The 26,539-nt window shown below is 70.6% G+C and carries 28 protein-coding genes and 2 pseudogenes; 18 read left to right on the top strand and 12 right to left on the bottom strand.

The features are described from left to right. Positions 1-16 precede the first annotated feature (16 nt). The 15 genes and pseudogenes from BIV24_RS11900 (at position 17) to BIV24_RS35270 (ending at position 19,240) form a co-directional block, all read left to right on the top strand. Entirely contained in the window at positions 17-2,200 is a 2,184-nt protein-coding gene (locus BIV24_RS11900) for a bi-domain-containing oxidoreductase (RefSeq protein ID WP_071366217.1), read from the top strand. Beyond that, positions 2,197-4,155 (top strand): alginate lyase family protein, encoded by a 1,959-nt coding sequence (locus BIV24_RS11895; RefSeq protein WP_071366216.1) that lies wholly within the window; start codon positions 2,197-2,199, stop codon positions 4,153-4,155. Before BIV24_RS11900 ends, BIV24_RS11895 begins: the two co-directional genes overlap by 4 nt. Before the next feature lie 241 nt (positions 4,156-4,396). Further along, positions 4,397-5,935, top strand: coding sequence for a right-handed parallel beta-helix repeat-containing protein (locus tag BIV24_RS11890; RefSeq protein ID WP_071366215.1), 1,539 nt, complete (start codon positions 4,397-4,399; stop codon positions 5,933-5,935). Between the two features lies 1 nt (position 5,936). Continuing rightward, entirely contained in the window at positions 5,937-7,241 is a 1,305-nt protein-coding gene (locus BIV24_RS11885; RefSeq protein ID WP_071366214.1) for a hypothetical protein, read from the top strand. Positions 7,242-7,243: 2 nt separating this feature from the next. Continuing rightward, positions 7,244-8,518 carry a glycosyltransferase gene (locus BIV24_RS11880; protein ID WP_071366213.1) on the top strand — a complete coding sequence of 425 codons (1,275 nt, stop codon included), beginning with the start codon at positions 7,244-7,246 and terminating at the stop codon, positions 8,516-8,518. Next, positions 8,515-9,847, top strand: a pseudogene (locus tag BIV24_RS11875) (class I SAM-dependent methyltransferase). Before BIV24_RS11880 ends, BIV24_RS11875 begins: the two are co-directional and overlap by 4 nt. Beyond that, positions 9,844-10,671 carry a glycosyltransferase family protein gene (locus BIV24_RS11870; protein WP_071366212.1) on the top strand — a complete coding sequence of 276 codons (828 nt, stop codon included), beginning with the start codon at positions 9,844-9,846 and terminating at the stop codon, positions 10,669-10,671. Before BIV24_RS11875 ends, BIV24_RS11870 begins: the two are co-directional and overlap by 4 nt. Continuing rightward, the gene (locus tag BIV24_RS11865; RefSeq protein WP_071366211.1) at positions 10,668-11,315 is read left to right on the top strand and encodes a PIG-L deacetylase family protein; all 648 of its coding nucleotides are present in this window, start codon (positions 10,668-10,670) and stop codon (positions 11,313-11,315) included. The genes BIV24_RS11870 and BIV24_RS11865 overlap by 4 nt, the downstream gene beginning before the upstream one ends. Before the next feature lie 3 nt (positions 11,316-11,318). Continuing rightward, a complete protein-coding gene (locus BIV24_RS11860) occupies positions 11,319-12,410 on the top strand; it encodes an NAD-dependent epimerase/dehydratase family protein (RefSeq protein WP_071366210.1) in 1,092 nt (363 codons plus the stop codon). Beyond that, positions 12,398-13,681 carry a DUF4910 domain-containing protein gene (locus tag BIV24_RS11855; RefSeq protein ID WP_071366209.1) on the top strand — a complete coding sequence of 428 codons (1,284 nt, stop codon included), beginning with the start codon at positions 12,398-12,400 and terminating at the stop codon, positions 13,679-13,681. The genes BIV24_RS11860 and BIV24_RS11855 overlap by 13 nt, the downstream gene beginning before the upstream one ends. A 5-nt stretch (positions 13,682-13,686) precedes the next feature. Continuing rightward, positions 13,687-14,997 carry an MATE family efflux transporter gene (locus BIV24_RS11850; RefSeq protein WP_071366208.1) on the top strand — a complete coding sequence of 437 codons (1,311 nt, stop codon included), beginning with the start codon at positions 13,687-13,689 and terminating at the stop codon, positions 14,995-14,997. Further along, positions 14,994-15,941: a glycosyltransferase family 2 protein gene (locus tag BIV24_RS11845; RefSeq protein ID WP_071366207.1), complete on the top strand. Its 948-nt coding sequence runs from the start codon at positions 14,994-14,996 to the stop codon at positions 15,939-15,941. Before BIV24_RS11850 ends, BIV24_RS11845 begins: the two co-directional genes overlap by 4 nt. Further along, on the top strand, positions 15,938-17,176 hold the full coding sequence (locus tag BIV24_RS11840; protein ID WP_071366206.1) for a polysaccharide pyruvyl transferase family protein: 1,239 nt from the start codon (positions 15,938-15,940) through the stop codon (positions 17,174-17,176). Before BIV24_RS11845 ends, BIV24_RS11840 begins: the two co-directional genes overlap by 4 nt. An 11-nt stretch (positions 17,177-17,187) precedes the next feature. Beyond that, positions 17,188-17,739 carry a dTDP-4-dehydrorhamnose 3,5-epimerase gene (gene rfbC / locus BIV24_RS11835; protein WP_071366205.1) on the top strand — a complete coding sequence of 184 codons (552 nt, stop codon included), beginning with the start codon at positions 17,188-17,190 and terminating at the stop codon, positions 17,737-17,739. Between the two features lie 7 nt (positions 17,740-17,746). Continuing rightward, positions 17,747-19,240, top strand: a complete 1,494-nt coding sequence (locus tag BIV24_RS35270) for a glutamate-1-semialdehyde 2,1-aminomutase (RefSeq protein ID WP_245766769.1) — start codon at positions 17,747-17,749, stop codon at positions 19,238-19,240. Positions 19,241-19,247: 7 nt separating this feature from the next. On the opposite strand, the gene BIV24_RS11820 is transcribed toward BIV24_RS35270, so the two are convergent. After that, complete coding sequence (locus BIV24_RS11820; protein WP_071366204.1) at positions 19,248-19,928, bottom strand: phosphatase PAP2 family protein; 681 nt, start codon at positions 19,926-19,928, stop codon at positions 19,248-19,250. Then, the gene (locus tag BIV24_RS33850; RefSeq protein WP_143064599.1) at positions 19,925-20,131 is read right to left on the bottom strand and encodes a hypothetical protein; all 207 of its coding nucleotides are present in this window, start codon (positions 20,129-20,131) and stop codon (positions 19,925-19,927) included. Before BIV24_RS33850 ends, BIV24_RS11820 begins: the two co-directional genes overlap by 4 nt. 15 nt (positions 20,132-20,146) lie before the next feature. On the opposite strand from BIV24_RS33850, the gene BIV24_RS11815 reads away from it, so the two are divergent. After that, positions 20,147-20,437 (top strand): hypothetical protein, encoded by a 291-nt coding sequence (locus BIV24_RS11815; RefSeq protein WP_071366203.1) that lies wholly within the window; start codon positions 20,147-20,149, stop codon positions 20,435-20,437. Between the two features lie 238 nt (positions 20,438-20,675). On the opposite strand, the gene BIV24_RS11810 is transcribed toward BIV24_RS11815, so the two are convergent. Both BIV24_RS11810 and BIV24_RS36425 read right to left on the bottom strand, forming a co-directional pair. Continuing rightward, positions 20,676-20,846 (bottom strand): hydrophobic protein, encoded by a 171-nt coding sequence (locus BIV24_RS11810; RefSeq protein WP_071366202.1) that lies wholly within the window; start codon positions 20,844-20,846, stop codon positions 20,676-20,678. Positions 20,847-20,888: 42 nt separating this feature from the next. After that, a pseudogene (locus BIV24_RS36425) lies at positions 20,889-20,985 on the bottom strand (SAM-dependent methyltransferase); the annotation flags it as partial. 63 nt (positions 20,986-21,048) lie between these two features. On the opposite strand from BIV24_RS36425, the gene BIV24_RS33185 reads away from it, so the two are divergent. After that, a complete protein-coding gene (locus tag BIV24_RS33185) occupies positions 21,049-21,180 on the top strand; it encodes a hypothetical protein (RefSeq protein ID WP_342745246.1) in 132 nt (43 codons plus the stop codon). Positions 21,181-21,554: 374 nt separating this feature from the next. Here BIV24_RS33185 and BIV24_RS11805 read toward each other — a convergent pair whose 3' ends face one another. Then, a complete protein-coding gene (locus tag BIV24_RS11805; protein ID WP_079168195.1) occupies positions 21,555-22,376 on the bottom strand; it encodes an anti-sigma factor antagonist in 822 nt (273 codons plus the stop codon). A gap of 134 nt (positions 22,377-22,510) precedes the next feature. Between BIV24_RS11805 and BIV24_RS11800 the strand changes: the two genes are divergently transcribed. Beyond that, positions 22,511-22,840, top strand: coding sequence for a helix-turn-helix transcriptional regulator (locus BIV24_RS11800; RefSeq protein WP_071366200.1), 330 nt, complete (start codon positions 22,511-22,513; stop codon positions 22,838-22,840). A 140-nt stretch (positions 22,841-22,980) separates the two neighbouring features. On the opposite strand, the gene BIV24_RS11795 is transcribed toward BIV24_RS11800, so the two are convergent. Genes BIV24_RS11795 through BIV24_RS11765 form a run of 7 tightly spaced genes read right to left on the bottom strand, consistent with a single transcriptional unit; the run spans position 22,981 to position 26,538 of the window. After that, positions 22,981-23,280 carry a gas vesicle protein K gene (locus tag BIV24_RS11795; protein ID WP_071366199.1) on the bottom strand — a complete coding sequence of 100 codons (300 nt, stop codon included), beginning with the start codon at positions 23,278-23,280 and terminating at the stop codon, positions 22,981-22,983. Next, a complete protein-coding gene (locus tag BIV24_RS11790; protein ID WP_071366198.1) occupies positions 23,277-23,471 on the bottom strand; it encodes a gas vesicle protein in 195 nt (64 codons plus the stop codon). Before BIV24_RS11790 ends, BIV24_RS11795 begins: the two co-directional genes overlap by 4 nt. Continuing rightward, the gene (locus BIV24_RS11785; RefSeq protein WP_071366197.1) at positions 23,468-24,241 is read right to left on the bottom strand and encodes a GvpL/GvpF family gas vesicle protein; all 774 of its coding nucleotides are present in this window, start codon (positions 24,239-24,241) and stop codon (positions 23,468-23,470) included. Before BIV24_RS11785 ends, BIV24_RS11790 begins: the two co-directional genes overlap by 4 nt. Then, positions 24,238-24,594: a gas vesicle protein gene (locus tag BIV24_RS11780; RefSeq protein WP_071366196.1), complete on the bottom strand. Its 357-nt coding sequence runs from the start codon at positions 24,592-24,594 to the stop codon at positions 24,238-24,240. Before BIV24_RS11780 ends, BIV24_RS11785 begins: the two co-directional genes overlap by 4 nt. Next, positions 24,591-25,655, bottom strand: a complete 1,065-nt coding sequence (locus BIV24_RS11775; protein WP_071366195.1) for an SRPBCC family protein — start codon at positions 25,653-25,655, stop codon at positions 24,591-24,593. The genes BIV24_RS11780 and BIV24_RS11775 overlap by 4 nt, the downstream gene beginning before the upstream one ends. Before the next feature lie 2 nt (positions 25,656-25,657). Then, positions 25,658-26,278, bottom strand: coding sequence for a hypothetical protein (locus BIV24_RS11770; protein ID WP_079168194.1), 621 nt, complete (start codon positions 26,276-26,278; stop codon positions 25,658-25,660). Beyond that, the gene (locus BIV24_RS11765; RefSeq protein ID WP_071366194.1) at positions 26,278-26,538 is read right to left on the bottom strand and encodes a gas vesicle protein GvpG; all 261 of its coding nucleotides are present in this window, start codon (positions 26,536-26,538) and stop codon (positions 26,278-26,280) included. Before BIV24_RS11765 ends, BIV24_RS11770 begins: the two co-directional genes overlap by 1 nt. Between the last annotated feature and the right edge of the window lies 1 nt (position 26,539).

Here is a 26,539-nt window from a genome sequence, read left to right as displayed (position 1 = left end):
AACAAGGGGACTTCGGGTGAAACAGGTTGTGCAGAACTACAAGAGCGGCGAGCTGGCGGTGCTCGACGTGCCGGTACCGGGGTGCAAGCCGGGTGGTGTGCTGGTCCGCAGCACCTACTCGCTGATATCCACCGGGACCGAGCTGATGAAGGTGTCCGAGGCCGGCATGTCGATGCTGGGCAAGGCCCGCTCCCGGCCGGACCAGGTGGCCAAGGTCATGCAGAGCGTGGCCACCAACGGGGTGCCCGCCACCTACCGCAAGGTGATGGGCAAGCTGGACTCCTACACGCCGCTGGGCTACTCGCTGTGCGGGGTGGTCGAGCAGGTCGGCACCGGGATCGACGAGGTGAAGGTCGGCGACCTCGTGGCCTGCGCCGGCAACGAGCACGCGCTGCACGCCGAGCTGAACTGGGTGCCGAAGAACCTCTACGCCCCGGTGCCGGACGGCCTCGCGCCGCGGCATGCCGCCTTCGGCACCGTCGGATCGATCGCGTTGCAGGGCGTCCGCCGCGGCGAGTCACAGCTCGGCGACGCGGCGTTGGTCATCGGCCTCGGGCTGATCGGGCAGCTGGTGGTGCAGCTGCTGGCCGCCTCGGGGGTCCGCGTCATCGGGGTCGACCCCGACCCGGTGCGCTGCGAGCTGGCCGAGCGTCTGGGCGCTGCGGCCTGCGGCGATCCCGCGTCCGCGGCCGTGGAAGCCGCCGTCGCCGAGCTCACCGACGGTCACGGCGTGGACCAGGTGTACCTGGCCGCCGGCGGCGGCAGCAACCAACCCGTCGAGCTGGCTGCACGGTTGAGCCGGGACCGCGGCCGGGTCGTCGACATCGGCAAGTGCCGCCTGGACCTGCCGTGGAACGCGTACTACGAGAAGGAGCTCGACGTCCGGTTCTCCCGGAGTTACGGCCCCGGGCGCTACGACCCGGAGTACGAGCTCGAGGGGCGGGACTACCCGATCGGATACGTGCGCTGGACCGAGCGCCGCAACCTGGCGTGCTTCCTCGATCTCCTCGCCCGCGGCAGCGTCGACGTGGAGCCCTTGGTCTCCCACATCGCCGACTTCGATGACGCCGTCGAGACCTACCAGCGACTGAAGGACGGCGACCTGAAGGCCGTGGCTGTGCTGTTCCGGTACCCCGAACACGCGAGGGAAACGGGGACCCCGGCGGTGGCCGTGCCCGCGGTGAAGAGACGCAGCGGCGGAGTGTCCACCCCGGCCCGGTCCGCCAAGGCGCCGGTGCGGCTGGCGTTCGTCGGCGCGGGAAACTACGCGACGTCGATGCTGCTGCCGCACCTGGCACAGCGCGACGGCGTCGAGTTGTCGACAGTCGTCACCACGACGGCGCTGTCCGCAGCCAACGCGCAGCGGAAGTTCGGCTTCGCCGAGGCGACCACCGACCTCGACGCCGTCCTCGGCGACCCGTCCATCGACGCGGTGTTCGTGGTCACCCGGCACAGCTCGCACGCCGAACTGACCCGGAGGGCACTGCTGGCCGGCAAGACGGTGTTCGTGGAGAAGCCGTTGGCGCTCACCGAGGACGAGCTGGCCGGCGTGCTCACGGCGGTGGAGGAGTCCGGCAATGACCGGCTGCAGGTGGGCTTCAACCGCCGGTTCGCGCCGCTGCTGAATGAGGCCAGGAAGCGGTTCGGCGCCCGGACCGGTCCGGCGAGCCTGCGCTACCTGGTCAACGCGGGCCGGCTCCAGCATGGCAGCTGGTATCTCCAACAGGGCACGGAGGGCTCGCGGTTCTCCGGCGAGGGCGGACACTTCATCGACACGGCGGGCTGGCTGCTCGCGGCCGATCCGGTCTCGGTGTACGCGGTCGCCACGTCCGGCCACGAGGACCTGCAGGTCGTGCTGCGCTACCCGGACGGGTCCACCGCCACCATCAGCTACGTCACCACCGGCGCGCCCGGCTTCCCCAAGGAGACGCTGGACCTTGTCGCGGACGGCAAGGTACTGCGGCTCGACGACTTCGTCCGTGCCTCGGTGTACGGCCGCAAGCGGTGGGTCAGTTCACGGCTCCCCAAGGCCCGGGACAAGGGCCAGTCGGCCGAACTGGCCGCGTTCATCAAGGCCGTGCGGACCGGCGGGCCGATGCCGGTGCCGCTGGAGTCGCTGGTCGCCACCACGTCGGCCACCCTCGCCGTGCAGGCCGGTCTGGTCGGCGGCACGCCGGTGACGTTGGCGAGGGCGCGATGACCATGAGCGCGGGCTGGTACCTGCGGCGGCTGTCCCGGATGGGACCACGGGAGGTCGGCGGCCGGGTGGGCGACGCGGTGCGCAGGCGGCGGTGGCGGTCGGCGCGGCCGAACTGCCCGAGCGTGACCGGCGCCCGGTTCACCGCGGTACTGCCCGCCGGGACGATTGCCGCAATACCTCCGGACGCCGCGAAACGTCTCATCACCGAGGCGGACCGGCTGATGTACGGGCACGCCCAGTATTTCGGGGTGGTCCGCGACGACCTGGTCGACCCGGATTGGTGGTGCGACCCGAAAACCGGGCGCCGAGCTCCGTGGGGCTACGCCTTCGACGTGCCGTACCGGAACGAGGACGCGGTCGGGGACATCAAGCAGATCTGGGAGCTGTCCCGGCATCAGTACCTCACCGTGCTCGCCGCCGCCTACGCGACCACCGGGAACGAGCGGTACGCCGAGCGAGTGGCCGAGCACCTGCGGTCGTGGTGGACGGCCAACCCACCGCTGCGCGGCGTGCACTGGATCAGCGGCATCGAGCTGGGCATCCGGCTGCTGTCCTGGGTGTGGATCCGCCGGCTGCTCGACAGCTGGCCGGGCGCGGCCGGGCTGTTCGAGGCCAACCCGGTGGCGCTGAAACAGATCTGGCACCACCAGCGCTGGCTGGCCGCCTTCCCCAGCCGGGGGTCTTCGGCGAACAACCACGTCGTCGCCGAGGCCGCCGGGCAGTTCGCCGCGGCCTGCGCGTTCGGGTGGTTCCCCTCCTCAGTGCGTTGGCGAGCCGACGCACTGAGGTCGCTGGAGCGGCATCTGCGCAGCAACACCTTCGCCTCCGGCCTCAACCGCGAGCTGGCCACCGAGTATCACGGACTTGTGCTGGAGCTCGGCCTGGCCGCGGTGGCCGAGGCGGATGCCGCCGACGTGCCGGTCCCCGCATCGATCCGACTGGTGCTGCTGCGGATGACCGACGCGCTCGCGGCCGTCGTGGACAGCCGGTTACGGCCGCCGCGCCAGGGGGACGCGGACGACGGGCACGGTCTGGTCCTGGACGGCGCGGGCACCGACCGCTGGGCCTCGCTGCTGGCCACCGGGGACGCCGTGTTCGGTCGGCTCGCCTGGTGGCCGGCGGTGACCGGCACCGATGTGCGCACCCCGCTGCTGGCCGCGCTCATCCGGCCGTACCCGAAAACTGGAACCGCTCCGGCCGTGACCCGCCCGGCAAGCCGACCGGCGCATTTCGCCGACGCGGGTATGACGATCCTGCGCGGTCCGGCAGAGATCTGGTGCCGCTGCGACGGTGGTCCGCACGGCTTCCTGGCCATCGCCGCGCATGCCCACGCGGACGCGCTGTCCGTGGAGGTCCGGTACGACGGGGTCGACGTGCTCGCCGACCCGGGGACGTTCTGCTACCACGGGCAACCCGAGTGGCGGCAGTACTTCCGGTCGACCCTCGGCCACAACACCCTGCAGCTGGAAGGCAGTGACCAGTCCGTCTCCGGCGGCCCGTTCCTGTGGACCCGGCATGCCAAGAGCCGCGTCCTGGCCGCGGACACATCCGACGAGGGTGTGGCCCGCTGGTGTGCCGAGCACGACGGTTACCAGCGCTCCGTGCATCGCCGCCGGGTGGAGCTGACGGCCGCGAGCCGGGAGCTGAGGGTGGTTGACGAGGTGCGCGGCCCGGTCCGGGCCGTGCACCTGGCGTTCCACCTCGGCCCGGCGATCGCCGCGGACCTGGTGGGGAACCGGGCAGTGCTCACCTGGATCCGGGACGGCGAGGGGCGCTCCGCGGTGCTCGAGCTGCCCGGGCAGCTGTGCTGGCGGGCGCATCGCGGCGAGACCGACCCGCCGCTGGGCTGGTACTCCGCCGGCTTCGGGCGCAAGGAACCCACCACAACGCTGGTCGGCACCGGCTTCGCCGACGGAGCGGAGGGCTTCACCACCGTACTCAGGTTCCGCGGCTAGGGGGCTTCTGATGGAACTCCGTGGAGGAAGGAGCGGCGTCCGGTGCGTTCCCCCACGCTCGGCTTCGCTCGCGCGGGCGGTGCCCCCACCGGCGTGCCGGCCGGAAGCCCTCGTACTGGGCGTACTTGGGCTTTCGGCTGGTGCGGCGAGTGGGGGTACCCCCTGCTCGAAGAGCTCGGGGGAGCGTGCCGGGCGTCGCGACGCCGCGGAGATCCGTCAGAAGTCCCCTAGGGGAGGGCGCGTGGGGATCAAGAGGCGGCACTGGGCGTTGACGGCGGCACCGCTGGCGCTGGCCCTGCTGGCGGCAACCGGCTGTGAGAGCACGCCGGGCGCCCGGGCAAAGCCGACCGCTGCGCCATCCACGTCCGAGGCGCCGTTCACGCCCGTGGCCCGGGTGTGCGCCAAGCCCGCGGCCGGGCCAGGGAAGGCGCCGGCGGGCGCGGTGACGGTCGACCCCGCGGTGATCGGTGACCTGGCAGCGAAGACCAAGAGCAGCCCCCCGAACACCACGTTCTGGCTTCGACCGGGCAAACACAGGCTCGACCCGGACCGCTACGCCCAGGTCATCCCCAAGAAGGGGGACCGCTACCTCGGTGCGCCAGGCGCGGTGCTCGACGGCCGGAAGAAGAACCAGTACGCGTTCGGCGGTGCCGCCCGCAACGTCACCATCCGCTACCTGACCGTGCAGGGTTTCGTCGCGCCGCAGAACGAGGGCGTGGTCAACCATGACTCGGCCGACGGTTGGGTGATCGAGCACGCGACGATCCAGGACAACTCCGGCGCCGGACTGATGGCCGGTGCCCGCCAGCGGGTCCGCGCCAGCTGCCTGCGCGGCAACGGACAGTACGGAATGAACGCGTACAAGTCCGGCGGCGATCTCAGTGGCCTGGTGGTCGAGGGCAACGAGATCGTGGGCAACAACACCGGCGACTGGGAGCGGCGGCGGCAGGGCTGCGGCTGTACCGGAGGCATCAAGTTCTGGGCCGTCAACGGCGCCGACGTGCGCGGCAACTGGGTGCACGACAACCGCGGAACAGGGTTGTGGGCGGACACCAACAACAACGACTTCCGCATCGAGAACAACGTGCTCGAGGCCAACGACGGTGCCGCGCTGATCTACGAGACCAGCTACAACGCGGTCATCCGGAACAACACGATCCGGCGGAACAACTGGGTCGAGGGCCGCAGGTACGCCGACCGCGGCGACAGCTTCCCGTTCGCGACCGTCTACCTGTCCGAGTCCGGTGGCGAACCACGGATCCGAGCCCGCACGGACAAGATCGAGATCTACCGGAACATGCTGGAGAACAATTGGTCCGGGATCACCCTGTGGGAGAACGCCGACCGGTTCTGCAACAGCCCGGCCAACACCTCGTCCGGTGACTGCACATTGCTGGTGCGGGACACCGACCGCTGCGCGAAGCCGGCGATCGCCACCGCACCGCTCTACGCCGACTGCCGGTGGAAGACCCAGCGGGTGGACATCCACGGCAACCGCTTCGTGCTGGACAAGTCCGTCGTCAAGTGCACGGTGAAGTGCGACCGAATGGCGGTGCTGGCCAACTACGGCACCTATCCGGACTGGTCGCCGTACCAGGGCGAAGGGGTGGCCGAGGCGATCACCCGCAAGCAGCACAACCGCTGGCATGACAACGACTACCTCGGACCGTGGAAGTTCGTCGCCCACGACCCGAGCCGGATACTCGACTTCGGGCAGTGGCAGGACACGCCGTACCAGCAGGACGCGGGCAGCACCCTCGACCCACAGGCCGGTGGTTGAGATGGGCGGGGACCTGACGCGCGGTGGTCTGCCGGGCGGACCGGATACGGCGGGAACGCAACCCGGCGCCGAACCGCGCCCTGACGGCACACCGAGGATCGTCGGGATCGTCTGGGGGTTGCTGGTCCTCAACACGCTCGGCTCCGCCGGGGCGAAGACCATCATCCCGCTGCCCCGCTCCCTCATCCAGATGGTCACCATGGGCGCGCTGGCCGCCGCGTTCGCGCTGGCCCTCGCAGTCAATCTCCGGCTGCGCATCCGAGCCGGCGCCTTCTTGCTCCTGCTCACCCTGCTGCTGGTGCCGAGCGTGATCTCCAGTGCGCACCTGGAGTCCGGGTTCGGCGCGCTGTTCCGGTGCGCCCGGCTGGCTCTCTTCGTCGGCACGCTGTGGCTGCTCAGCCGCTGGTGGGACGGCAGCCTGACGTTCGTCCGGCACCACATCCGGATGTACTTCGCGGTGCTCGGGTCGGTGGCCGCCGGCGCGGTCATCTCGCCGGGCGCGGCCATGCCCGAGCTCTACGGCGGGCGGCTGGTCGGCGCGCTGTGGCCGCTCACCCCGCCGCAGATCGGACAGTACGCCGCGGTGATCATCGGGCTCGCCGTGCTGCTCTTACTGGGCCGCCGGACCGACAGGGCCAGCGCGGCGGTAGTCATCGTGCCGTCACTGGTCCTGCTCGGGTTGACCCATACCCGGACGGCCACGCTCGGCCTGCTCATCGGGCTGGCGTTGGCGATCGGCTCGCTCCTCCTGACCAGCGCCGCCGCTCGCCGGTTCTTCACCTCGGCGGTGCTGTGCGCCGCGGTGGCCGCGGTGGGGCTCGGCTCCGCGCTACAGGCGTGGTTCCTGCGCGGACAGAGCAAGGAGAACTTCTCCAGCCTCACCGGTCGGGCCAAGGTCTGGGACGCCTTGCTGGCAGCCCCCCGGACGACCTCGGAGCAGCTGTTCGGCGTGGGATTGGGCGACAAGTCGTTCGGCGGGCTGCCGATCGACAACAGCTGGCTGGCCGTTTACCAAGAACAGGGGCTGATCGGCGTCGCGTTGGTGGCGGCGATCATCATCGTGCTGGGCGGCGTCGCGTTGCTGCGGCCACCGTCGTTGTCGAGGGCCTGCGCGATCTTCCTGATCAGCTACTGCGCGATCGCGTCGTACACCGAGGCAGGCCTTGGCGACGCCTCGCCGTATCTGCTGCATCTGGCCGTCGCCGCCTCGCTGCTGGCGGCACCTGCCGCGGCCACGCCCGTCCCGACGCCCGAAGTCCCTCGACGACGCATCCCGCGGTTGGCCCGGAGATCGGAGGTGACCTGAGCATGCACGTCCTCGTAGTGCACAACCGCTACGCCTCGGCGCAGCCGAGCGGGGAGAACAAGGTCGTCGACCAGGAGGTCGCGCTGCTGCGCGGGGCCGGCCACCGGGTCGAGGTGTTCGAACGGCGCAGCGACGACATCGCCGCCCGGCCTCTCCTTGCCAAGGCCGCGGTGCCGCTCCTTGTGCCGTGGAACCCGGCGGTCCGCGCGGAACTCGCCGCCCGGCTCCGCGCCGAGCGGCCGGACGTGGTGCACGTCCACAACGTCTTCCCGCTCCTGTCGCCCGCGGTGCTGGCCGCGTGCGCCGACGCCGGCGTGCCCGCTGTTGCCACGCTGCACAACTACACCCAGGTCTGCCCGCCCGGCACGCTGCAACGGGACGGCCGGCCGTGCACCGAGTGCGTCGGGTCGGCGCCGCTGCCCGCCGTCCGGCACGGCTGCTACCGCAGCTCCCGGCTGGCGACGGTGCCGCTCGCGGTCAGCCTGTCGGTCAACCGGCGGCGGTGGTGGTCCGGCGTGCAGCGGTTCTTCTGCATCTCCGCGGCACAGCGCGACGTCCTGGTGCGGGCCGGCATGCCATCCGAGCGGCTGACGGTGAAGCACAACTTCGTGCCCGACCCGGGGGCCTGCCGAGCGGGCGCCGGCGAGCATCTGCTCTATCTCGGCCGGCTGGCGGAGGCCAAGGGTGTGCGGCTGCTCATGGCCGCGTGGGACGAGATCGCCGCGGACGGCGGTGTGGGCGTGCCGCTCGTGGTCGCCGGCGCGGGGCCACTGGAGCGAGAGGTGGCCGCCTGGGCGGGGGGCCGGGACGACGTGCGCTACGTCGGCCTGTACGACGCGGCGGAGTGCCGGCAGGCCGTCGCGCGGTCGGTCGCCGTGGTGGCTCCCTCGACGTGGCTGGAGGCGTTCGGCCTGGTGGTCGTGGAGGCGATGGCGGCGGGGGTCCCGGCCGTCGCCGCCGGTCACGGCGCCTTCGTCGAACTCGTCGAAGACGGGAAGACCGGTCTGCTGCACAGGCCGGGCGAGCCCGCCTCGCTCGCGTCCTGCATACGCCGGATCGCGGCCGAGTCGGCCCGCAACCGGGAGATGGGCCAGGCGGCCCGGCGCCGCTACGAGCAGGATTTCAGCCCGGCCGTCGGGCTGGAACGCCTGGTGGACGAGTACCGCACCGCGATCGCGGGTCGGTCCGGCGGCGGGGACAGCCCGCCGCCGGCAGGGGACAAAAGCACTGGCTCGCGGTGGGGGCAACCGCGCGAGCGGGATGGGGGCAGTAGATGACACGATGCCGACTCTGCGGCTCGGCGGCGCTGGCGAGCGTCGTCGATCTTGGGGCGACCCCGCCGTGTGAAAGCTTTCTCGCCGCGGACCAACTGGACATGCCGGAGCCGGCGTACCCGCTGCACCTGCGGGTCTGCACCGACTGCTGGCTCACGCAGATCCCTCCGCTGATCACGCCGGAGGAGACGTTCACGCAGTACGCGTACTTCTCCTCCTACTCGACGTCCTGGGTGGAGCACGCACGCACGTTCGTCGCCGACGCCGTACAGCGCCTTGCTCTTGGCACCGACGCCTTCGTGGTCGAGGTGGCGAGCAACGACGGGTACCTGCTGCGGCACGTGGTGGACCGGGGGATCCGCTGCCTCGGCATCGAGCCGTCGGTGAACGTCGGCGCCGCGGCGCGGGATGCGGGTGTTCCTACGCTCACGGAGTTCCTGGATCCGGACACCGGCGTCGCCGTCCGCGCCGAGCACGGCCCGGCGGACCTGGTCGTGGCCAACAACGTGTACGCGCACATCCCCGACGTGGTCGGGTTCACCCGGGGGCTGCGCGCCCTGGTCGCCGACGACGGCTGGGTCTCCATCGAGGTGCAGCACCTGCTGACCCTGATCGAGGAGAACCAGTACGACACGATCTACCACGAGCACTTCCAGTACTACACGGTCACGTCCGCGACCCGGGCGCTGGCGAGCGGCGGTCTCGCGCTCGTGGACGTCGAGCTGCTGCCCACGCACGGCGGCTCCATCCGGCTGTGGGCCCGGCCGGCCGAGGTGGCCGGTGAGCCGGCCAACGGAGTATCCCCTGCTCATGGGGGTCCCCCCACGCATGAGGGCCCCCCCGCGCATGGGGGTCCCCCCGCGCATGGGGGAGAAGTCGATAGCTTGGGGAAGGGTGGCCGACGTGCTGGCCCGGGAGAAGGCCGCCGGGCTGCAAGAGCTGTCCGGTTACACCGAGTTCTCCGCTCGGGTGGCCAAGGTGCGCCGGGACCTCCTGCGGTTCCTCATCGAGGCGGCCGAGCGCGGCGAGACGGTGGTCGGCTACGGCGCCCCGGGCAAGGGCAACACCCTGCTCAACCACTGCGGCATCCGCCCCGACCTGCTTCCGTACACGGTCGACCGCAACCCCTACAAGCACGGCAGGTTCACCCCGGGGACCCGCATCCCGATCCTGCCGCCCGCGCAGATAGCCGCCGACAGACCGGACTACGTCCTCGTCCTCCCGTGGAACCTGCGGGCCGAGCTGGTCGAGCAGCTGTCCTTCGTACACGCCTGGGGCGGCCGGCTGGTCTTTCCCGTCCCGGAACTGAGCATTGTCGAGGTCAAGTCATGAAGGTCGTACTGTTCTGCGGCGGCTATGGGCTGCGTATGCGCAGCGGAGCCTCCGACGACATGCCCAAGCCGATGGCGATGGTCGGCCCGCGGCCGCTGATCTGGCATGTCATGCGCTACTACGCGTACTTCGGGCACACGGAGTTCATCCTGTGTCTCGGGTACGGGGCTCACCACATCAAGAACTTCTTCCTCAACTACGAGGAGACGACGTCCAACGACTTCGTGCTGCGAGGCGGGCAGACCGAGCTGCTGTCCACCGACATCGCCTCCTGGACGATCACGTTCGTGCAGACCGGCATCGAGTCACCGATCGGGGAGCGATTGCGCCGGGTGCGGCATCACCTGGACGGCGACGAGATGTTCCTCGCCAACTACGCCGACGTGCTCACCGACGCCCCGCTGCCGGAGATGATCGACCGGTTCGCCCGGCGTGACGCCGGTGCGTCGATGATGGTGGTGCCGCCGCAGTCCTCGTTCCACTGCGTGGAGCTGGGCGAGGACGGCCTGGTGGGGGGCATCACCGCGGTGAGCGAACTGCCGCTGTGGGAGAACGGCGGCTACTTCGTGCTCCGCCAGGAGGTCTTCGACCACATCCCGGAGAACGGTGACCTGGTCGCTGACGGATGTGCCCAACTGGCCAAGCGCGGGCGATTGGTGGCGCATCAGCACCGCGGCTTCTGGAAGCCGACCGACACCGTGAAGGAGCGGGCCGCGCTCGACGCCGCCTACGCCCGGGGCGAGCGCCCGTGGGCCGTGTGGGAACAAGGCGGCGCGGGGGCCGGCGCGACCGGCAGCAGGGCCGGCGCCGGAGCGAGGGCGTGATCCGGCTCGGGGCCGGGCGCCTGGACCGGATCGTCGCGGTGGGCGCGCACTGCGACGACATCGCCATCGGCGCCGGCGGCACGCTGCTGACGCTGTGCCTGGCGCGGCCGGGCATGCGCATCGACGCGCTGGTGCTCTCCGGCGGTGGCAGCGAGCGGGAGCAGGAGGAGCAGGCCGCGCTCGCCGCCTTCTGCCCGCGCGCCGAACTGCGCCTGACCGTGCTCAAGCTGCCGGACGGCCGGCTGCCCGCGCAGTGGGAAGAGGCCAAGGCCGCGGTCGAGGAGCTGCGCGCGGGGACCGAGCCGGATCTCGTGCTGGCCCCGCGTACCGATGACGCGCACCAGGATCACCGCGGCCTGGCGCAGCTGGTACCCACCGCATTCCGCGACCACCTCGTGCTCGGCTACGAGATCGTCAAGTGGGACGGCGATCTCGGCCGTCCGTCGGCGTACCAGCCGCTGTCGCCGGAGATCGCCGAACAAAAGGTGCGGCTTCTGCAGCAGCACTACCCCTCGCAACGGCACCGGCCCTGGTACGACCGGGAGGCGTTCCTAGGGCTGGCGCGGATCCGCGGCATCGAATGCCACGCGCGCTACGCCGAGGCGTTCGCCGTCACCAAACTCACTCTCGATCTGGGGGAATGAACCTTGCGCGTACTGCTGACCGGTCACCAGGGCTACCTGGGCACCGTGATGGCCCCAGTACTCACGGCCGCCGGGCACGAGGTCGTCGGTCTTGACGCCGGCCTGTTCGCCGACTGCGTGCTGGGCCCGCCGCCCGCGGACCCGCCGGGGATTGGGGTATCCCCTGCTCTGGGGGCCCCTCCCGGCCGAAGGCTGGGGGAGGAGCCGAGAACTCGGGGAAGGCTGGACCTGCGTGACGTCACGGCCGAACACGTGGCCGGGGTGGACGCCGTGATCCACCTGGCCGCGCTGTCCAACGACCCGTTGGGATCGCTGGCGCCGGAGCTCACCTACGACATCAACCACCACGCGTCCGTGCGGCTGGCTCGGCTGGCCCGCGACGCCGGAGCGCGGCGCTTCCTGTACGCGTCGACCTGCTCGGTCTACGGCGCCGCCGGCGGCGACAACCTGGTCACCGAGGACGCCCCGCTGCGCCCGGTGACGCCGTACGCGGAGTCCAAGGTGCGGGTGGAGGACGACCTGCACGCGCTGGCCGACGGCGACTTCAGCCCGGTGTTCATGCGCAACGCCACCGCCTTCGGCTACTCACCGCGGCTGCGCGCCGACATCGTGCTGAACAACCTGGTGGGCCACGCGCTCCTGTCCGGCGAGGTGCTGGTGCTCTCCGACGGCACCCCCTGGCGCCCGCTGGTGCACGCAGCCGACATCGCACGGGCGTTCGCGGCCGCGCTGACCGCGCCGCGGGAAGCGGTGCACGACCGGGCGTTCAACATCGGCAGCGAGTTCAACAACGTCACGGTCGCCGAGATCGCCGAGCAGGTCGCCGAGGCGGTATCCGGCTCACGGGTGGTGATCACCGGGGAGACCGGTGCCGATCCGCGGTCGTACCGGGTGGACTTCTCCCGGTTCCGCGCCGCGGTGCCCGGCTTCGACTGCGAGTGGACGGTGAAGCAGGGCGCGCTCGAACTCGCCGACGCCTACCGGAAATACGGGCTGACCCGGGAGGACTTCGAGCGACGCTTCACCCGGCTGGCCGTGCTGCGCGCGGCGTCCGACGCCGGCGCCGTCGACGGCACTCTGCGGTGGCGCCGATGACCGCGGCCGGCGAAGAGATGCACGCGCTGGTGGAGCGGTTGTACCCGCTGTGCCGGAGCATCACCGGCGACGGTGTGCGCGCCACCCTGGACATCGTCGGCGAGTACATCCCGCTGCAGGTGCACGAGGTGCCGACCGGGACGCAGGTGCTCGACTGGACGGTGCCGCAGGAGTGGAACATCAAGGACGCGTACATCGCCGACACCGCCGGCCACCGGGTCGTCGACTTCGCCGCCTCCAGCCTGCACGTGCTCGGCTACAGCGTGCCGGTGTCGGCGACCATGCCGCTGGCCGAGCTGCGTGGGCACCTGCACACCCTGCCGGACCACCCGACCTGGGTGCCCTACCGCACCAGCTACTACAAGCCGGAATGGGGGTTCTGCCTGGCCCAGGAGACCTTGGACGCGCTACCGGAAGGCGAGTACGAGGTGTGCATCGACTCCACACTCACCGATGGCCACCTCACCTACGCCGAGCACGTGGTCCCCGGGCAGGTCCCCGACGAGGTGATCGTCTCCTGCCACGTCTGCCACCCGTCGCTGGCCAACGACAACCTGGCCGGCATCGCGGTGGCGACGTTCCTGGCCCGGGCGCTGGCGCAGGAGACGCCGTGGTACACCTACCGGTTCCTGTTCGCGCCCGGCACCATCGGGGCGATCACCTGGCTGGCCCGCAACGCGGAGCGGGTCGATCGGGTCAAGCACGGCCTTGTGCTGGCCTGCGCCGGCGACCCGGGCCGGCTGACGTACAAGCAGAGCAGGCGCGGCGACGCGGAGATCGACCGGGTGATGCGGCACGTGCTGGCCGCCTCCGAACGCCCGTACCACGTCGCCGAGTTCACTCCTTACGGCTACGACGAGCGGCAGTTCTGCTCGCCCGGGTTCGATCTCGGCGTGGGCTCGCTCAGCCGGACCCCGTACGCCGGCTACCCCGAGTACCACACCTCGGCGGACAACTTGGATTTCGTCTCCCCGGAGGCGATGGCGGACACGCTCGCCGTCTGCCGCGAGGCATTCGCCGTCCTTGACCGCAACCGGCGGTACGTCAACCTCAGCCCTTACGGCGAGCCACAGCTGGGCCGGCGCGGGTTGTACGACTCGCTCGGCGGCCGTAGCGACGCGAAGCAGGCCCAGATGGCCATGCTCTGGGTGCTCAGCCTCTCCGACGGCGAGCACAGTCTGCTGGACGTCGCCGAGCGGTCCGGGCTGCCGTTCGACACCGTCGCCGCCGCGGCAGGCGCCCTGCACGGCGCCGGGCTGATCAAGGCATGACGCCGATGACCACCGAGGGGGAGAAGACGACGACATCGGCGGCCCCGGCCGGACACGCCCGGCGGACCGCCAAGCGGGCCATAGTCGGCCGGCTGTCCTGGGGACTGGCCGACCAGGCGGCCTCCAGCATGTCCAACTTCGCGGTGGGGATCTACGTGGCACGCTCGCTCGGGCTGGCCGCGTTCGGCGTGTTCAGCCTCGCCTGGGGGACCTACGGCGTGGTGCTCAGCGTTTCCCGCGGGCTGGCCACCGACCCGCTCGTGGTGCGCTTCAGCGGCGTGTCGGACACGTCCTGGCGCGGGGCGGTGGCCCGGTCCTCGGGTACCGCGCTCGGCGTCGGTGCCGCCATCGGCGCGGCGTGTCTGGTGGTCGGTCTGGGGCTCGGCGGCCGCGTGGGGCCCGCGTTCGCCTGCCTCGGCGTCATGCTGCCGGGGCTGCTGTTGCAGGACGCCTGGCGGTACGCGTTCTTCGCCGCCGGCACCGGGCGGAAGGCGTTCGTCAACGATCTCGTGTGGGGCGTCGCGCTCGTCCCGGCCATGGTGATGGCGGCCCGCGTGGGCAGCGTGGCCGCTTTCGTGCTCGCCTGGGGCGCGTCCGCCGCGGTGGCCGCGGCGTACGGCTGCCTCCAGTCCGGCATCCGGCCCCGGTTGACCGGAGCGCGCGAGTGGCTTCGCGAGCACCGCGACCTCGGCTACCGGTACCTGGTCGAGAACGTCAGCAACAGCGGCGCGAGCCAGCTCCGGGCGTACGGGCTCGGCGCGATCGTCGGGGTCAGCGCGGTGGGTGTGGTCCGGGGCGCCGAGCTCCTGCTCGGCCCGTTCATGGCTGTGCTGATGGGGCTGTCGCTGGTCACCGTCGCGGAGGCGGCACGGGTGCTGCGGCGGGCCCCGCACCGACTGGGCGCATTCTGCCTCCTGTTGGGCGGCGGGCAGGCCGTCGCCGCGCTGCTCTGGGGAGCGGCGCTGCTGCTGATGCCGGACCGGCTCGGCGAGCTGGTGCTCGGCGGCGTCTGGCCCTCCGCCTCGCAGCTCATCGTGCCGGTCACGCTCGGCGTCGCGGGCGCCGGCCTCGGCACCGGCGCGGCGGCCGGGCTGCGTGCACTCGCCGCGGCCCGACGCAGCCTGCGCTGCCAGCTGTTCGCGTCAGCCTGTTACGTCGGCGGCGGGCTCGGCGGGGCGGCCGTCGCCGGCACCATCGGCTCGGCCTGGGGCGTCGCCGCCGCGACCGTCAGCGGCTCGGCCGTGTGGTGGCTGCACCTGTGGTCCGCCCTGCGCGAGCGCCACCACAATCCCATCCGCGAAGTGAGGAAGCCATGACCGCCCATCCCCGGTTGAGCATCGGCCTGCCCGTGTACAACGGCGAGGGGTACCTTGCCGAGGCGCTCGACGCTCTGCTCGGCCAGACCTACGAGGACTTCGAGCTGGTCATCTCCGACAACGCCTCGACCGACGGGACTCAGGACATCTGCCGCCGGTACGCCACGAAGGACTCGCGCATCCGGTACATCCGGCTGCCCCGGAACGTCGGCGCCGCACCGAACCACAACTATGTGTTCACCGAGTGCCGCGGCGAGTTGTTCAAGTGGGCCTCGCACGACGACCTGTACGCCCGGGACCTGCTGCGGCGCTGCGTTCAGGCGCTGGACGAGCGGCCGGACGTGATCCTCGCGCACTCCGGCCAGGCGGTCATCGACGGCGACGGCCAGGTGAAGGTCCCCTACGAGTACGGGCTCGCCACCGACTCGCCGCACGCGCCGGAGCGCTTCCGCAGCCTGCTGTTCGAGCCCGGAGGCGACGACTTCTACGGGGTGATGCGGGCCGACGTGCTGCGCCGGGTGAAGCCGCACGACAGCTACCACCACGCGGACCGCACGTTCGTCGCCGAGATCACCCTGCACGGGCCCTTCCACCAGGTGCCGGAGCTGCTGTACTTCCGCCGCGACCACCCCACCCGCGCCGAGCGGGCGAACCCGGGCAAGCGCTCCCGGTGCGTCAACCTGGACCCGCGCCGGGCAGGCCCGCTGCACCCGACGCCCCGGCTGCTCGCCGAGTACGTCTGGGGCTTCGCCTCGGCGATCCGGCGGGCGCCGTTGTCCCCAGCCGACCGGCGCGCGTGCTACCGCCACCTGGCCGCATGGATGACCAGCCGGGTCCGGCCGGGCGCCGGCGAGCGGGTCGAGGACCGCGCCCCGGTCGACCCGGGCCGGTTCACTGTCTCCGTCGACGCACTCGTCGCCGGCCGTGAGGGGAGGCAGGCATGACGTCCGCGGACCAAACTCCGGTGCGCGTCGGGGTGTTCGGTCTGCTCGGCTCAGGCAACCTCGGCAACGACGGGTCCCTCGAGGCCGTGCTCGGGTACCTCCGCGCCGAGCACCCGGAGGCGGTCGTGGACGCGCTGTGCGGCGGACCCGAGGTCGTCGCGACCCGGTACCGGATCCCCGCGACACGGCTGCACTGGTACCGCGGGGAGTACCGGACCGCGTCGCGTGCGGGCGCGATCGCGGCGAAGGGTCTGGGCAAACTCGTCGACGCCGTCCGCACCGCTGCCTGGGTGCGCCGGCACGACGTGGTGATCGTACCGGGCATGGGCGTCCTGGAGGCCACACTGCCGCTGCGGCCGTGGGGCTTCCCCTACGCGCTGTTCCTGCTCTGCGCATCCGGCCGGCTGTTCGGCACCCGGGTCGCGCTGGTCAGCGTCGGCGCGGACGCGATCGGCCGACGGCCGACCCGGGCCCTGGTGCGCTGGTCGGCGCGGCTGGCCACGTACCGGTCGTACCGGGACGCCCTGTCCCGCGACGCGATGCGGGCGATGGGCGTGGACACCGAGCGCGACAAGGTCTACCCGGACCTCGCGTTCGCCCTGCCGACACCGCCGACGAGCGCGCCATCGGGTCCGCCTGGCCCGGTCTGCGTCGGCGTCATGGCCTTCCACGGGGGCAACGACGACCGCGCCCGGGCCGAGGAGATCCACCGGCGCTACCTCGACGGGACGACCCGCTTCGTCCGCGTGCTGGTCGAGGACGGCAGGCCGGTCCGGCTGCTGACCGGCGACGAGGTCGACCGGCCGGTGGTCGCCGCGATCCTCGACGCGGTGGACTCGCCGCTGGTCACCGCCGCCGAGGCGGCCTCGCTGGCCGACCTGATGAAGCAGATGGCGGCTGCTGACACCGTGGTGGCGACCCGCTACCACAACCTGATCTGCGCGCTGAAGGTCGGCACGCCGACGCTCGCACTCAGCTATGCGGCAAAGAGCGACGCGCTCATGGCTCAGATGGGCCTTGCCGCGTACTGCCACCCGGCTCGCGAGGTCGACGCCGGCCGGCTGCTCGAGCAGTTCCGGGCGCTGGAGCAGAGATCGGCGGAGCTGCGGCGGATCCTCACCGAGCGGAACCTGGTCGCCGCCCGGCGCCTCCAGCACCAGTTCACCTCCTTGACAGCGGCCCTGTTCCCGGCGATCGACCACGCCCACGCCCACGCCTTGCGGGAGGTTCCATGAATGCGCCCGGAATGAAAGCGACCGAAGTCCCGGCGATCGACGGCGCGTACCTGTTCGAGCCGACGCCGTACGCCGACGAGCGCGGCTTCTTCTGCCGCACCTTCGACGCCGACGTGGTCCGCTCGGTGGGCCTCGACCCGGACGCCTTCGTCCAGGACAGCCTGTCCCGCTCGGTCCGGGGTGTACTGCGCGGCCTGCACCTGCGCTCCGGGGCCGGCGAGGCCAAGCTGGTGCGGTGCTCGTACGGGAGGATCTTCGACGTCGTCGTGGACCTGCGGACGGACTCGCCGACCTACCGCAACCGGGCCTTCTTCGAGCTGTCCGACGAGACGCAGGTGACCCTGTACATCCCGGCGGGGTGCGCGCACGGCTTCCAGGCGCTGACCGAAACCGCTGACATCGCGTACCGGATCGACCGCCCGCACGATCCGGCCGAGGACGTGACGATCGCTTTCGACGACCCGGAGCTCGCCATTCCCTGGCCGCTGCCGGTCACATCGATGTCCCAGCGGGATCGGGAGGCGCCGAGCCTCGCCGAGGCCCTGCAGCAAAAAGAGAGTTGAGGTCGGCATGGACACCGAAGACACCGAAGAGCTCCGCCTGCCCCGGTCGCGGCAGGCGAACGAGCGGCTGCACGCCATGATCCCCGGGGGCGCGCACACCTACGCCAAGGGCGATGACCAGTACCCCGACAGCATGGCCCCGGTCATCAGCCACGGCCGCGGTGCCCACGTGTGGGACATCGACGGCAACCGCTACATCGAGTACGGCTCCGGCCTGCGGTCGGTCAGCCTCGGCCACGCCCACCCACGCGTGGTCGAGGCGGTGCGGCGGGAACTCGACCGCGGCAGCAACTTCGTCCGGCCGTCCATCGTGGAGGTCGAGGCCGCGGAGCGCTTCCTGGCCACGGTGCCGACCGCGGAGATGGTGAAGTTCGCGAAGAACGGCTCCGACGCCACCACCGCCGCGGTGCGCCTCGCCCGCGCCGCCACCGGGCGCCCGCGGGTGGCCATCTGCGCCGACCATCCGTTCTTCTCCGTCGACGACTGGTTCATCGGCACCACGCCGATGTCCGCAGGTGTTCCGGCGGCGACCAACGAGCTCACCGTGGCGTTCCCCTACGGGGACCTGGCCGCCACGGAGGAGCTGCTCACCCGGTACCAGGACGAGGTCGCCTGCCTGATCCTCGAACCCGCCACGCACACCGAGCCTTCCCCTGGCTCTCAACTTCTCCCCCACGCTCGGCTTCTCCCCCACGCTCGGCTTCGCTCGCGCGGGGGGACCCCCATGCGCGGGGGGACCCGCGGGGGGACCCCCATGCGCGGGGGGACCCCCATGCGCGGGGGGACCCCCATGAGCAGGGAAGACCCCACTCCCGGGTACCTCGCCGGCCTGCGCGAGCTCGCCGACCGGCACGGCTGCGTACTGATCTTCGATGAGATGATCACCGGCTTCCGCTGGTCCGAGGCGGGCGCCCAGGGCCTGTACGGCGTCGTCCCCGACCTCTCCACGTTCGGCAAGGCGCTGGGCAACGGATTCGCCGTCTCCGCGCTGGCCGGGCGCCGCGATCTGATGGAGCGGGGCGGGCTGCGTCACTCCGGCGACCGGGTGTTCCTGCTGTCCACCACGCACGGTGCGGAAACGCACTCCCTGGCAGCCGCAATGGCCGTGCTCACCACCTACGTCGAAGAGGGCGTCACCGCGCGGCTGCACACCCTCGGCGAGCGGTTGGCCGCCGGTGTCCGCGACGCCGCGGCCGACATGGGCGTCGGCGACCACATCGTCGTCCGGGGCCGGGCCAGCAACCTGGTCTTCGCCACCCTCGACGAGAACCGACAGCCGTCGCAGCAGTACCGCACCCTGTTCCTGCGCCGGCTCCTCGCGGGCGGGGTGCTGGCCCCGTCGTTCGTGGTGAGCAGCGCGCTCGACGACGCCGACATCGATCACACCGTCGACGTGGTGGCCCAGGCATGTGCGGTGTACCGGAAGGCACTGGACGCCGCTGACCCCACCCCCTGGCTTGCCGGACGACCGGTGAAGCCCGTATTCCGCCGCTTGGCGTGACGTGACGTCAGCGTCGCTCCCGCCGACCGGCGTCGGCCATCCGATCGACCAGCCGGTCAGCCATCCGGTCGACCAGCCACGCGGTCGCCGGTATCACCGCCAGCGCGGTGCACCAGCCGCCGAGGACGTCGGTCGGGTAGTGCGCGCCCAGGGCGACCTGCGCCCAGCCCATGGCGGCGCCGGCAACCAGCGCCGCGGCGAGCACGAGTAACGTGCCGGCCGTCCCCCCGAGGCCGAGCCGGCCGGTCGCGAGCAGCGCCACCACGAGGGCGAGCGCGGTGACGAAGGCGGTGTGCCCGCTCGGGTAGGACAGGTTCCCGTCGTGGATGGTGCGTCCCACCAGGGACTTGAGCAGCGTCGCCGTCCCCACGGTCATGCCGACGCCGGCAACGATGAGCACCGCTGCGCGAGGACGCCGAAGCAGCAGGCAGCCCGTCACGGTGGCCACGACCAGCGTCGCCGCTCCCACGGGCTCCCCCAAGAGGTCCGTGGCCAGAGCGGCGTACCGCCACGGCGGCCCCACACCGTCCACCGCCGCCCCGATCCGCGCGTCCACCATGCCGGGCTTGCTGTCGTCGGCATACAGGACCCCGAGCACGACGACCACCAGCGCGGCGAGGGCCGCAATCAGCCCGAGCCACACGCGCAGCGATAGGGGCAGCACCGCGGGCGCCGACCGCCTGGTCACACGCCCACCGCGTCCGGTCGACCTGCGGTGCTTTGCCGTGATCGGCAGATGGTGTTCCGGATCTTGACTTCTTGAGGCAGGGTGAGAGTGCGGCCCTTCATCCGACCGGTGGGCAGCCATGAATCAGTGGCTTCCCATTTCCCCTGCTCCAGGCCCTCTTGAAGACTGCCCGGCCTGCTTTCGGTGACCTTCTTGTCTGCCATGCGCGGCAGTGGTTCATGTCCCAGGCCGCGTGGGACCACGAACCGGTCAACGACCCGCGGATCGACCTGCTGATGCCCGCGCCTCACGACGGCGGGGCGTTGTTTCTCCGGCCAAGCGACCCAACGCCAGTGAAGCTGGTCGACGTGGCCTTCGGCTTCTGCTGGCACCAACTCCCCACCAAGGAGCCCCCCGTCGTGTCTGACTCGGCCCGCGCGGGAGCCATCAGTCTGCGCATCCCCGAACTCGCCAGCTTGTCCATCACCCTGGCCAAGGGCATCGGAATCCGTCTCTACTTGCCACCCTAACCAACAATGCAGTCGCGGCAAACCGCCGTCGGAAAGTCCGCGTCTGAACACGACTGACGCCCGCGCGGGCCAACACGGCAGGGGCTGAACCGTGGCGGGTATCGACGCAACGGTCGGCCCCACGGCACGGCTCCTTGTGGAGCACGCGTTCGTGGTGTGACCGGAGGGTGAGGGCGACGCCGTCATCTGTGCGCCGTGGATCACCAGGAAGCCGGTGACGGAGGCATGCTCCGCCCGGTCACCAGCGATACCAGCGGCGCCGCTCACCGACCGTGGGATTGTGGCCGAACAGGAATCCCAACAGCCAGATCACGAACACCGCGAGCGCAATCCACCACAGCACTTTCACCGCGAATCCGATACCGAAGAGGACCAGAGCCAGCAGAAGAACCAGCAGGATCGGGACCATGACACGAACCTCCTGCTTGCCGGGTTTCCCGAAAGACACGAATCAGACGTCCTTTCGGCAAAGGATTTCTCTGTGCAGGACGGAGAACCAGTCGTCCTCCTACCGCCCGCCCCCATTCCCGCCAGGCCGCCTCGGCCACGGTCCGCACGTACATTGCCACCCACGGCTCCCGCTTCGAAACGCTGAGGCCCGACGGCAGGCCGTGGCCATAGTCCTGCTGCGCAACGAATTCGTCGTACGCGGCGCTCCTTCCGCACCCGGCGAGGTCCTCCTCGAGATCGTCGACGAGGTGTACCTGCCGCTGCTGCGCGGTCGAGGCACATCACCAGCCTGAGGAACTCACCGGTGGATCTCAGATGGCCGGGCAGGCTGCACACTCGCGAGAGGAGGCGGAGCACCGTGGCCGGGACGATCGAAGCGAGGCCCGCGAGCAACCAGCGCACCCTGGTGCGCGACCGCCCGGCGGGCGTGCGTCCTCTGATCGCGCTTGCCGCGGCGGCGGCCGCCGCTCTGGTGCTGCTGCCCGCGTGGGCGGCGACGCTCACGGTGGCAGTCGGGCTGCGCGTGCTCGCAGGCCTGCTGGCCATCGTCGGCCAAGCTCAACTGCGCCTGGCCGTACCGCCCAAGCCCCAGAAGACGCTCAGCGTTGGCGCGAGCAACTCGGCCAGGAGCAGGGCGGAGGCCCGGAGGCTGACCAGCAGAGAAGGCTCACGTGGACTGAGCAGGCTTCCGTGTCCGGCCGCCTTCTCCCCCGCCCTTGCAGTCCTTGTCCGTGCCGTGGCTCGAACCGGTCTCCCGAAGCCCGCAGAGCGCGGTCGCCAGTTCCTGTCGTACCGGTCCGGGCGCGGCATCGCCCGCCACGGCTTCCACCAGGTCCTGAGCGACCCGGTGCAGTTTGGTGTTGGTCTTCTGGGAAACGGTGACCAGCACGCTCCAGGCATCCTGAGCGCTCAGAGCGAACGAGGCCATGAGGACCCCGCGAGCCAGGTCGATCACCGTCCGGGTCTGCATGGCGCGCCTGAGCTGGACGAGTTCGATACGCAGGTCCCAGTCGGTATCGTCGGGCCGCTTGCCCTGCGCCGAAGCGGCGCGTCCCTCCCGGGAGCACCTGGCATAGCCGTCCGTCACGGTCCCGGCCAGGTCGAACAGACAGCGCGTACCGGTAAGCGAGAGCAGCCTCTCGACCGCGGGACCGGTCGCGGTGAGCACGAGGGTCTTGGCTTCGCGCAGAGCCCGGCGGCGCACGCACAGCAGGACGTTGAGGCCGGAGCAGTCACAGAAATCCACTCCGGCAAGATCGAGATCGACGCCGCTCGCCGAGCAGCGCAGCGCGTTGTGCAAAGCATCCCGCAGCACCTGCTCCGTGCCGATGTCGAGTTCACCCGACACCAGGACAGCCGTCCGGTCCCCTGTGCCATGCGTCTCCACCGTCAGGCAGGGAGGCAGAAGGGGCGACGGCGGGGAGACCCGCACCGTGTGCGGGGCAGCCCTGCACGGCTGATCGGACTGGGGGAGTAGGCGCTTCGCCATGTCAGCCTCCCGAGCTCTTCCACCCGCACACCCCCTTTTGTCAGGTTCGACCTCTCATACATCAGATGTCAAGAGTTACAGGAATTCTGTTTCGCCTTTTTGTGTTCATGAATGTCGGCGCCTATTCTCGAGGTATGGCTGGAGTGCCTGAGTCGCATATCGGGTGGACGTTCCTCACCAACCACGCACGTGTGCTGGTCGCGATCGCCGAGGACCAGACCACCCGCATCCGTGACATCGCGGCTCACTGCCGGCTGACGGAGCGGGCCGTCCAGAAGATCATTTCTGATCTGGAGCACGACGGTTACCTCAGCCACACCCGGGAGGGGCGCTCCAACACCTACCGCATCGAACCGGGCACCCTCCTGCGGCATCCAGCCGAGGAGGGCCTGACCGTCTCCGATCTGCTCGCCCTGCTCGCACGGCGCGACGCACAGCACGGCCGCCAACCGGCGGACAGCTGACCGGGCCCCTGCACCCCTCGAACGTTGTCCCCTCCCGCAACGGGAGACTCGTAATTCCGAGAGACTGTGACCCGCACAGCTCGGGAGGTCGATTCTCTGGTCAGTGTCATCCTCACCGGGCCCCCCGTGATCCCCGGCGGTCAGTCACGCGGAAGCAAGGGTCCGAGCGGTCCGAGGTCCAAATTCAGGTCCTCGGGCCGAAGTCCGTAGCGCTCGCGTAGTTCGGCCATGCGGTCCTCCAGGAGCATGAGCGTGAGCCCGATCCGCTCTTCCTGCTCCTCCGTCAGTTCGCCCGTGTCGAAGCGGCGCACCGCTTGGCGCTCCATCAGTTGGCGGATCAGTTCGACGACGGTCAGCACCAGCTTGACCAGGTCTCGCTCTACGGTGTCGGGCTCCAGGTCCAGCCGATTGCGGGGCCTGCGAGGCGTCCTGTCGGTCATAGTCGTGAGGTCTCCGGCCAGGGCGAGGGAACGTGGGCGTTGACCGAGCTGATCAGGGCGTTGAGATCGATGCGGACGAGGTCGACGTCCGCGATGCGCAACGTGATATCGCCGGTGATCACGACTCCACCCGCGAGCAGCCGGTCGAGCAGGTCGACGAGGGCGACCTCCCGGCGTTCGACGACGGTCACGTCTCTCCTTCCATCAGCCCGGTGAACGAGTAGGCGGCCCAGGGGCCAGTGAGTTCGACCCGGATTCCCGGGGTGTCGTCCCCGGTGCGACCCACCAGTTCCACGAACTCCTCGGAACTGCTCCGTGCCACCAGATAGGCCGCATTGAGTACATTGCGCCCGGAGGCTCGGGAGAGGACGGAGTTCTGCGGAGCGTGCAGTCGGGACTCCTCGGCGTGCGAGGAAAGTGTTCCATGCAGCCGGCGAGCGAATTCCTCGACCTTCTCCCACATTTCCTCATGCGCCATCGTGCGTGTGCGACGTTGCCGGAGGTAGTCCCGTCCAGAAGTAGCCTTCCCGGCGGGGGAGTCGCTTTCGGCCGTATCCGTTTCGCGATCGTCTATGTAGACCTTGACACCCCATTCGACGCGTCCTTCGACTCGGTCGAGGGCGCGCCGGAGGTCGTCCTTGCGTTCCTCGATCATCACCCGGACACCGCTGTCGTCCCGGAACACGGTGGCCAGCCGCAGCGGCAGCGGAGTGGTGACACCGGAGAGCGCGTCGATGACCTTCTGGTGGGCGCGGGCCGTGGCGGTGAGCCAGTCCAGGTCCTCAAGGTGCGCCTTCAGCGGCTCCTCGGCGAAGTCCTCCTCCGGGACCTGGCTGACGACGGCGACGAGGCCGTGGTGCTCCACTTGCCGAGCGGGGGCTCCCCCGACCCCCGTCAGGGGATGCTGGAGCGGGGCACTGAAGGGGCGGCAGAGGGCATAGACGTACCGCAAGGCGCTCACGATCGCTCCCTCCCCTCCCGCGCACGCTCCAACTCCTCCTCACCGCTGATGGCCTCCATTCGCTCCAGACGCGCGCGCAACTCGGCGTTTTCCCGGGCGAGTTCCTGGCGTCGGGCGCGGGAGGAGAGCGCCGGGTCGTCCTCCCACCAGTCGATGCCCATCTCCTTCGCCTTGTCGACGGAGGCGATGATCAGCCGCAGCTTGATGGTGAGCAGTTCGATGTCGAGCAGATCGATCCGGATATCCCCCGCGATCACCACGCCCTTGTCGAGCACCCGTTCAAGGATGTCGGCGAGGTTGGCGCTGCTGCTGGGGCCTTCGTAGGGGGACGGAAGCCTGGTGGGCATGGTCATCGCAGGCTCCGCTCGTCCTCGCGCTCGTCTTCCTCCTCCTCTTCCTCATCACCCTCTTCCCGGTACCGGCCTGTGTCCTCGTACGCATCCCCGCGATCCTCCCCGTTGGCCTCCTCGGCTTCGGACTCCTCCACGGGCTCCTTCTCCTCGGTTTCCTCGCCTTCGCCCTCCTCTTCGTACTCGGGCTCCTCGCCCTCTTCCTCGGCAAGCGCGTCCTCGTGGGTGCATATGACCTCGCCATCGCGGATCTCACCGCGCCAGCTGTCCTCCGCCTCGCCCTTGATGGTGATGAAGCGGGCGAAGTTCTTGAGGTCGAGGCGTGCCCTGCGGCCCTGCGCGCGCCAGAGGTTGCCGGTCTTCTCGAACAGCCCCTTGGGGTAGTACTCGATGACCAGCAGGATGCGCGTGAGGGTCTCGGCGAGCGGGTGGAAGGAGACGACGCCCTTGGTCGTGCCCTTGGCGCCCTCGGACGTCCAGGAGATGCGGTCGTCGGCCACCTGGTCGATGGTGCGGGCCTTCCAGCTGCGGTTGGACCAGAACACCTTCAGCTGCCAGTCGGAGGTGAGGTCGTCGGCGCGGCTTGCGCTCTTGACGCCCTTGGCGAAGGTGCTGAAGTCCTGGTACTGGGTCCACTGGTCATAGGCGGTGCGCAGCGGCACGCCGACATCGATGGACTCGATGATGACGGTGGGTTTGTTGCCCGCGCCGCGCTTCCGCCTGCTCTTGCCGCCGGTGAGGTTCCCGAGCGCCTCGACGACACTCTCCTTGGCTCGTCCGGCGCCCGCCTCCAGGATGGCGCGCAGGGGGCCCTTGCCCTCGATGAGCTTGCGTCCGCCCTCCAGGGCGAGGCGGGCGAGTCCGGGGCTGTTGCCCTCGGCAATGTCGTTGAGCTTGACCGTGGTTTGGCCGAGCTTGCGCCCCACGCCGACGAGAAGCCGCTGGGCCTGGGCGGCGAGGTAGGCCTCCAGCTCCGTCTTGAGGTGCTCTACCGCTTCCCCCCGGGCGACCTGAGACAGCCGGTCCTGCGCGCTGTCGGTCGCTCCACCGACGATGTCGGCCATCGTCACCGCCTCCCTTCACCTGCCGGGCCACGGATAGTGCGAGCCACACCGCCTTGCGCATCGGCGGGTTTCTTCGAGGTGGCCGTCCGGGCGGCCTTCGCGGCCTTCCTGGCGGTCCTCGTGCCCGCACCCTGCTGATCGCGTGCCCTCACATGCCGCTTCCCGGACGGGGCCTCCGGCGCCGGTTTCCTGCGCGGGGCCGACTCCGCCTCGGACGCCCCACGGGCCGCGTTGTCGCTGCCGGTCTCCTCGGCCCGGCCCTCCTCGGTCTCTTCGCCCTCGGACCGCAGCGATGGCTCCGGTACGACGTCGGAGAGCTGCTCACGCACCCGCTCGGTACGGTCGTGCAGCCGGTCGGCGAGGCCCTCGATCTGCTTCTCCACCAGCGCGCCGGAGGCAGCCGAGCCGACGCCGCGCAGGTCCTCGCGCAGCTGGTCGCCGATCTCCTTGAGCTCCGGATTGTTCAGCAGTTGCTCGTCGACCAGGCGCGCAAGCGCCCGCGGGTCGAGCTGCAGGCGTTTTCCGGCGACCAACGTGCCCACGGCGAGGGCGAGCTTCATTTTCTTGGCACGCCCAAGGACGTACCCAGCCCCTATCGCGAGGCCCAGTGCCACTCGGTTCATCATGCCGTCCCGTCACTGGTTGACGATGTACGACCCAGACCGATCTCCAGCCGGTCCAGCAGTGCGTCCTCCTCGCGGTCGAACTCCTCCTCGGTGATGTCGCCCTCCTCAAGACGGCGCTCAAGAAGGGCGAGTTCGGTCCGGACGGTCACCGGGTCGTAGTACTGCCGCTCGGCCTCGGCGATCACCTGCCGGATCGCCCACAGGCTGCCGCGCGCCGGCGCGAACGGCAGCAGCAGGACCTCCTTGAGCAGTCCCATG

The organism is Streptomyces colonosanans (genome assembly GCF_001866645.1).
In the GTDB taxonomy this organism is placed as follows: Bacteria; Actinomycetota; Actinomycetes; order Streptomycetales; family Streptomycetaceae; genus Streptomyces; species Streptomyces colonosanans.
This window is presented reverse-complemented; position numbering and strand designations above follow the sequence as displayed.

Excerpts from the sequence above, each read along its gene's own strand:
- BIV24_RS11895 (WP_071366216.1), top strand. The coding sequence starts at position 2,197 with ATGACCATGAGCGCGGGCTGGTACCTGCGGCGGCTGTCCCGGATGGGA.
- BIV24_RS11885 (WP_071366214.1), top strand. The coding sequence starts at position 5,937 with ATGGGCGGGGACCTGACGCGCGGTGGTCTGCCGGGCGGACCGGATACG.
- BIV24_RS11880 (WP_071366213.1), top strand. The coding sequence starts at position 7,244 with ATGCACGTCCTCGTAGTGCACAACCGCTACGCCTCGGCGCAGCCGAGC.
- BIV24_RS11870 (WP_071366212.1), top strand. The coding sequence starts at position 9,844 with ATGAAGGTCGTACTGTTCTGCGGCGGCTATGGGCTGCGTATGCGCAGC.
- BIV24_RS11850 (WP_071366208.1), top strand. The coding sequence starts at position 13,687 with ATGACCACCGAGGGGGAGAAGACGACGACATCGGCGGCCCCGGCCGGA.
- BIV24_RS11845 (WP_071366207.1), top strand. The coding sequence starts at position 14,994 with ATGACCGCCCATCCCCGGTTGAGCATCGGCCTGCCCGTGTACAACGGC.
- BIV24_RS11840 (WP_071366206.1), top strand. The coding sequence starts at position 15,938 with ATGACGTCCGCGGACCAAACTCCGGTGCGCGTCGGGGTGTTCGGTCTG.
- rfbC (WP_071366205.1), top strand. The coding sequence starts at position 17,188 with ATGAAAGCGACCGAAGTCCCGGCGATCGACGGCGCGTACCTGTTCGAG.
- BIV24_RS35270 (WP_245766769.1), top strand. The coding sequence starts at position 17,747 with ATGGACACCGAAGACACCGAAGAGCTCCGCCTGCCCCGGTCGCGGCAG.
- BIV24_RS33850 (WP_143064599.1), bottom strand. The coding sequence starts at position 20,131 with ATGGCAGACAAGAAGGTCACCGAAAGCAGGCCGGGCAGTCTTCAAGAG.
- BIV24_RS11815 (WP_071366203.1), top strand. The coding sequence starts at position 20,147 with ATGTCCCAGGCCGCGTGGGACCACGAACCGGTCAACGACCCGCGGATC.
- BIV24_RS11810 (WP_071366202.1), bottom strand. The coding sequence starts at position 20,846 with ATGGTCCCGATCCTGCTGGTTCTTCTGCTGGCTCTGGTCCTCTTCGGT.
- BIV24_RS11805 (WP_079168195.1), bottom strand. The coding sequence starts at position 22,376 with ATGGCGAAGCGCCTACTCCCCCAGTCCGATCAGCCGTGCAGGGCTGCC.
- BIV24_RS11800 (WP_071366200.1), top strand. The coding sequence starts at position 22,511 with ATGGCTGGAGTGCCTGAGTCGCATATCGGGTGGACGTTCCTCACCAAC.
- BIV24_RS11795 (WP_071366199.1), bottom strand. The coding sequence starts at position 23,280 with ATGACCGACAGGACGCCTCGCAGGCCCCGCAATCGGCTGGACCTGGAG.
- BIV24_RS11780 (WP_071366196.1), bottom strand. The coding sequence starts at position 24,594 with ATGACCATGCCCACCAGGCTTCCGTCCCCCTACGAAGGCCCCAGCAGC.
- BIV24_RS11775 (WP_071366195.1), bottom strand. The coding sequence starts at position 25,655 with ATGGCCGACATCGTCGGTGGAGCGACCGACAGCGCGCAGGACCGGCTG.
- BIV24_RS11770 (WP_079168194.1), bottom strand. The coding sequence starts at position 26,278 with ATGAACCGAGTGGCACTGGGCCTCGCGATAGGGGCTGGGTACGTCCTT.
- BIV24_RS11765 (WP_071366194.1), bottom strand. The coding sequence starts at position 26,538 with ATGGGACTGCTCAAGGAGGTCCTGCTGCTGCCGTTCGCGCCGGCGCGC.